General features: G+C 70.5%; 4 protein-coding genes. 3 read left to right on the forward strand and 1 reads right to left on the reverse strand.

The genetic code is table 11. The annotated features are described in order from the left end of the window. The coding region (locus tag BZY54_RS35500) for an S-adenosylmethionine:tRNA ribosyltransferase-isomerase (RefSeq protein ID WP_143668187.1) at window positions 1–433 on the forward strand (433 nt) is incomplete at its 5' end. Window positions 434–730: 297 nt separating this feature from the next. After that, window positions 731–1,579: a transglycosylase SLT domain-containing protein gene (locus BZY54_RS35505; RefSeq protein ID WP_086729435.1), complete on the forward strand. Its 849-nt coding sequence runs from the start codon at window positions 731–733 to the stop codon at window positions 1,577–1,579. 126 nt (window positions 1,580–1,705) lie between these two features. Here BZY54_RS35505 and BZY54_RS35510 read toward each other — a convergent pair whose 3' ends face one another. Beyond that, entirely contained in the window at window positions 1,706–4,204 is a 2,499-nt protein-coding gene (locus BZY54_RS35510) for an ABC transporter ATP-binding protein/permease (protein ID WP_086729436.1), read from the reverse strand. A gap of 241 nt (window positions 4,205–4,445) precedes the next feature. Between BZY54_RS35510 and BZY54_RS35515 the strand changes: the two genes are divergently transcribed. After that, window positions 4,446–5,841: streptophobe family protein (locus BZY54_RS35515; RefSeq protein ID WP_086729437.1), on the forward strand; the 1,396-nt coding region annotated here is incomplete at its 3' end.

Raw genomic sequence — 5,841 nt, forward strand, 5'->3', positions numbered from 1 at the left:
GGGTGTGGCCTCGGCCGAGGCGCACGAGCCGCCGTATCCGGAGCGGTTCTCGGTGCCGCGGGCGTCGGCCCGGCTGATCAACGCCGCACGGGTGGGCGGCGGCCGGGTGATCGCGGTGGGGACGACGGCGGTGCGGGCCGTGGAGAGCGCGGCCGGGCCCGACGGGGTGGTCCGGGCGGCGACGGGGTGGACCGGGCTGGTGGTGACGCCCGAGCGCGGGGTGCGGGTCGTGGACGGGCTGCTGACCGGGCTGCACGAGCCGGAGGCCTCGCATCTGCTGATGCTGGAGGCGGTCGCCGGGCGCGCGGCGATCCACCGGAGTTACGAGGAGGCTCTGCGCGGGCGCTACCTCTGGCACGAGTTCGGCGACGTGCACCTCATCCTGCCGGAGGAGACCGCTCACCCAGAGCGTTGCGGTGGCAACTATCGGTGAGAAAGCCGTTGCCCCGATGTGAGGACGCGCATAGGGCGCACATCACGTACGAACGGTCATAGGAGACAGAACACCCCCGGCGAACGGGACAGACATCCCTGTCTGTCCCGTTTTGTCTGTTCCTGATCCACTACCGGGCTTCGTACGTCACATCTTTGCCCCAGCATTTTGCGGCCGCTAAGAATTGCTCTCGTCGCTCAACGCCGCGGGTTTCCGCCCGAGGCGTTTGCGCGGGAAGGACCCCCTCCCGCAGTCCGGAGAGCGACCTCCGCGCTACTCGAAGAGGTCCATTTCGCCATGCCCGCAAACTTCCGTTCTCTCCGCCATAGTCGCGCCCTGGTCAAGACGCAGGAGTTCCTCCGAGACGGTCGCGCCCTGACCAAGGCACAGGAGATCGTCCGCGACGGTCGTGCGCTGACCAAGGCCCAGGAGATCGTCCGCCACGGTCGTGCGCTGACCAAGGTCCAGAAGGTCGCCGTCGCCGGTGCCGCCACCCTCACCGCCGCCGCCGTCGCCGTCCCCGTCGCCGTCATCCCCGGCGACGCCCACACGGCCGTCTCCGCCGACGCCGTCTCCTCCGCTCCGGTCCAGGTGGGCTCCCAGCCCATCAAGGACGTCAAGGCCAGCGTCACCGACCAGCTCGCCGGCAACAGCGTGAAGATCCAGGCCATCGAGGCCAAGAAGCAGGCCGCCTTCAAGGCCGCCGCCAAGCAGAGGGCCGAGGCCGCCGCCAAGCACAAGGCCGAGGCCGCCCGCCAGGCCAAGGCCGCGAGCCGGTCCGCGCAGCGCCCGCAGATGCAGACGGTCGCCGCCGCCACCACCTACGGCAACAACCTCGACGGCTGGATCCGGCAGTCGCTGTCGATCATGAAGCAGCACAACATCCCCGGCTCCTACAGCGGCCTGCACCGCAACATCATGCGGGAGTCCTCGGGCAACCCGATGGCCATCAACAACTGGGACATCAACGCCCAGAACGGCATCCCGTCCAAGGGTCTGCTCCAGGTCATCGACCCGACCTTCCGCACGTACCACGTACCCGGCACCTCGTGGAACATCTACGACCCGGTCGCCAACATCACGGCCGCCTGCAACTACGCGGCGCACCGGTACGGGACCATGGACAACGTCAACAGCGCGTACTGACCTCGGGGGTCGGCGCGGGCCTCTGACGAGAACGCGAAAAGGGCGGCATCCCGGTGTGGGGGTGCCGCCCTTCACTGTTCGCGCGTCACGACGGCCGACGCGTGCGCACGACCTCCGCGGTCTGTGTCACTTGCGCATGACCTCGGGCTCGTGACGGCGCAGGAAGCGCGCCACCAGGAAGCCGCAGACGACCCCGAGGACGATCAGCGCGACCATGTCGATGCCCCAGACCGAGGCCTCGTGGTTCCACAGCGGGTCGGTGCTGGTCGGGTCGTCGGTGTCCGGCGCGATGTTGTTGAAGTCGAGCGTGGCGCCGGCCGCGGCCACCGCCCAGCGCGAGGGCATCAGGTACGAGAACTCGTTGACGCCGACCGTGCCGTGCAGCGTGAACAGGCAGCCGGTGAACACCACCTGGATGATCGCGAACATCACCAGCAGCGGCATCGTCTTCTCGGCGGTCTTCACCAGCGAGGAGATGACCAGGCCGAACATCATCGAGCTGAAGCCGAGCGCCATGATCGGCAGGCACAGCTCGAACAGCGTCGCATTGCCCAGGATCAGACCCTGTTCGGGGATCTCGCGGCTGGAGAAACCGATCAGGCCGACCATCAGGCCCTGCAGCACCGTGACGGCGCCCAGCACGACGACCTTGGACATCAGATACGCCGAGCGGGACAGACCGGTCGCGCGCTCCCGCTCGTAGATGACCCGTTCCTTGATCAGCTCACGGACGGAGTTAGCGGCGCCCGCGAAGCACGCCCCGACCGCGAGGATCAGCAGCACCGTGGTGGCCGTGCCGTTCGGGACGTGCACACCCGTCCTCGGGTTGACCGGGTTGACCAGCAGCCCCCGGTTGTGGTCGATGAGCAGGCTGACCGCGCCGAGCACCGCCGGCAGGATCACGGTCAGCGCCAGGAAGCCCTTGTCGGAGGCGATCACCGCCACGTACCGCCGGATCAGGGTCAGCAGCTGCGAGCCCCAGCCCTGCGGCTTGGGCGGCCTTATGGCCTGCGGCGGAGGCATGTGTACGGACTGCGGGGCGACGGCGTCGATGTCCGCGGCGTACATCTGGTAGTGCTGCGAGCCCTTCCAGCGGCCCGCCCAGTCGTAGTCGCGGTAGTTCTCGAAGGCGGAGAAGACGTCGGCCCAGCTGTCGTAGCCGAAGAAGTTCAGCGCCTCCTCGGGCGGCCCGAAGTAGGCGACGGCGCCGCCCGGCGCCATCACGAGCAGCTTGTCGCACAGCGCCAGCTCCGCCACGGAGTGGGTGACGACGAGGACGGTGCGGCCGTCGTCGGCCAGGCCGCGCAGCAGCTGCATCACATCGCGGTCCATGCCCGGGTCGAGGCCGCTGGTCGGCTCGTCCAGGAAGATCAGCGACGGCTTGGTGAGCAGTTCGAGGGCCACCGAGACACGTTTGCGCTGGCCGCCGGAGAGGGAGGTGACCTTCTTCTCCTTGTGGATGTCCAGCTTGAGTTCGCGCAGCACCTCGTCGATGCGGGCCTCGCGCTCGGCGGCCGTGGTGTCGGCCGGGAAGCGCAGCTTGGCCGCGTACTTCAGGGCCTTCTTTACCGTCAGCTCCTTGTGCAGGATGTCGTCCTGCGGGACCAGGCCGATGCGCTGGCGCAGTTCGGCGAACTGCTTGTACAGGTTCCGGTTGTCGTAGAGGACTTCGCCCTGGTCGGCGGGCCGGTAGCCGGTGAGCGCCTTGAGCAGGGTGGACTTGCCGGAGCCGGAGGGGCCGATGACCGCGATCAGCGACTTCTCCGGGACACCGAAGGAGACGTCCTTGAGGATCTGCTTGCCGCCGTCGACCGTGACGGTCAGATGACGGGCGGAGAAGGACACCTCACCGGTGTCGACGAACTCCTCCAGCCGGTCGCCGACGATGCGGAACGTCGAGTGGCCGACGCCGACGATGTCGGTGGGGCCGAGCACCGCCGAACCGCCCTTGGTGATCGGCTGGCCGTTGACGTACGTGCCGTTGTGCGAGCCGAGGTCGCGGATCTCGAAGCGGCCGTCGGGCGTGGCGTGGAACTCCGCGTGGTGACGGGAGACCTGGAGGTCGGAGACGACCAGGTCGTTCTCCAGCGCACGGCCGATGCGCATCACACGGCCGAGGGAGAACTGGTGGAACGTGGTGGGGCTGCGGTCGCCGTAGACCGGCGGCGCCCCCGCGCCACCACCGGGTCCCTGCTGCTGCGGAATCGACGGCGCCTGCTGCTGCCAGCCGGCCTGGGCGGCGGGCGGCTGCGGAGTCTGCTGGTCCCAGCCCGGGTTCGCGCCCTGCGCGGCGTACGGCTGGGGCTGGACCTGCGGCGTGGAGACGGCGGCAGCGGCGGCCGAGACGGTCAGCCGCGGTCCGTCGGTGGCGTTGCCGAGGTGGACGGCCGAGCCGGGGCCGATCTCCATCTGGTGGATCCGCTGACCCTGCAGGAACGTGCCGTTGGTGCTGCCGTGGTCCTCGATGACCCAACTGCGGCCGTTGAAGCTGACCGTCGCGTGCCGCCAGGAGACCCTGGCGTCGTCGAAGGCGATGTCTCCCTGCGGATCGCGTCCCAGGGTGTAAGGCCTGGACGGGTCGAGCGTCCAGGTCCGTCCATTGGTTTCCAGTACGAGTTCCGGCACTCCATGCCCCACTGAGTTGTCCCCCGAATTGCCCCCGTCACAGGGAGTCTAGGGATGTCGAACATCGTGGGGAACTATTTCAGGCTCCGCCCTCTGACCGAAACCCGGGCCTTGTCATGAGTGCGTAACGCACGCTTCGGCGGGTGGCGTTGACGGGGTTGAAACCCGGCCGGAGAGTGGTATTCCACGCGAGGGGGACAAGCGCGGCGGCCACGCCGTGCCGCGGATCGGGGGGTCTGCCATGAGCGCTGCCACGAAGGCCGCCACGAAAGCCGGGATCGCCGGACGGGCCGCGCGTGTGCCGTGGCCGAACGTGCTGCTGTCCGCGATCGCCTGTGTGAGCTGGGCGTTGACGGGCATGGCGGCCACCGCCGCGCTCGGTCTGCACCTGCTGGGGGCGGACGCTGCCGGCTCGCTCGGTCCGATGACCGCCGCGGCGGTGGCACTTGGCGCCGGTGGTTCGGTCACACCGTCCGGCGACGTGTCCGCCTTCGGTCTCAAGGGAGCGACGGCGCACACCGCCATCCAGATCACGCCACTGGGCGTGGGCCTGGTCGGGGCGCTGCTGCTGTCGTGGTTCTTCCTACGGTCCCTGCGCGCGGCCGGAGTTGTCATCGCCCCGGCCGAACTCCTCGCCCGTGCGGGGGCGGTGACGGCGCTGTTCGTGGCGATGCTGGGCGGACTGGCCTGGGCCGGGCACGACGTCGTCACGATCGACGGCGCCTCGCTGGGCCTCGACCGGCTGCCCGGCGGCGGAGGCGGCGGAGGGTCGGGCGGCCTGCGCATCCCGGGGCTCGGCGACCTGGGCGGCCTCCTTCCCGACAACGTCGGCAAGCTCATCGACGCCAAGGCGGCCGTCGGCTTCCGTGTCGACACGGCACCCACGCTGCTCGGCGGGCTCGCGTGGTCGGCCGGGGTCCTGCTGATCTCGCTGCTCGCCTCGCGCCGGACCCCGCTGCCACGCGGCTGGACCGCCGTGCACCGGGTGGTGCGGCCGGCCGTGTCCGCCCTCGTCACCGTGCTGCTGACGGCGGTGGTGGCGGGTGTGGCCGCCGCGGGGTACGCGGCGGTGGGCGACCCGCATCCCCGGCGCATCGCGGGGGCCGCGCTGCTCGGCGCGCCCAACGGCGTCTGGCTCGGCGTTCCGATCGGGCTCTTCGTCCCCTGGGACGGCAGGGCGACGGGCGAGCTCGCCAAATTGCTGCCGGAACCGCTGGACCAGCTGCTGGTCGCCCACTCCGACCGGCCGGTCACCCTGGCGCGGCTGGCCGACCTGGACGGACGGGTCTGGCTGCTGGGAGTGGCGGCGGCGCTGATGATGCTGCTGGCGGGGGTGCTGACCGCGGTGCGGACGCCGGTGCTGGAGGGCGCCCGGGCCGGGACGGTACGGGGACGGGGTGCCCTTGGGTTCGTGGGGCGGTGCGCGCTGCGGCTGGGGCTGGTCACCGCGGCGGTGCTTCCGCTGCTCGCCTGGCTGACGGAGGTGTCCGTGAACGCCTCGCTGTCCGTGCTCGGCCTCGACGCGTTCGGCGCGGGCGTCGAGCTGCACGGGCGCCTGGGCACGGCCCTGCTGCTGGGTGCCGTGTGGGGCGCCGGGGCGGGGGCCGTCGGTGCGCTGCTGGCGACCGCGACCGGGG

The sequence above is a fragment of the Streptomyces carpinensis genome (assembly GCF_002154505.1).
GTDB classification, from domain to species: Bacteria; Actinomycetota; Actinomycetes; order Streptomycetales; family Streptomycetaceae; genus Streptomyces; species Streptomyces carpinensis.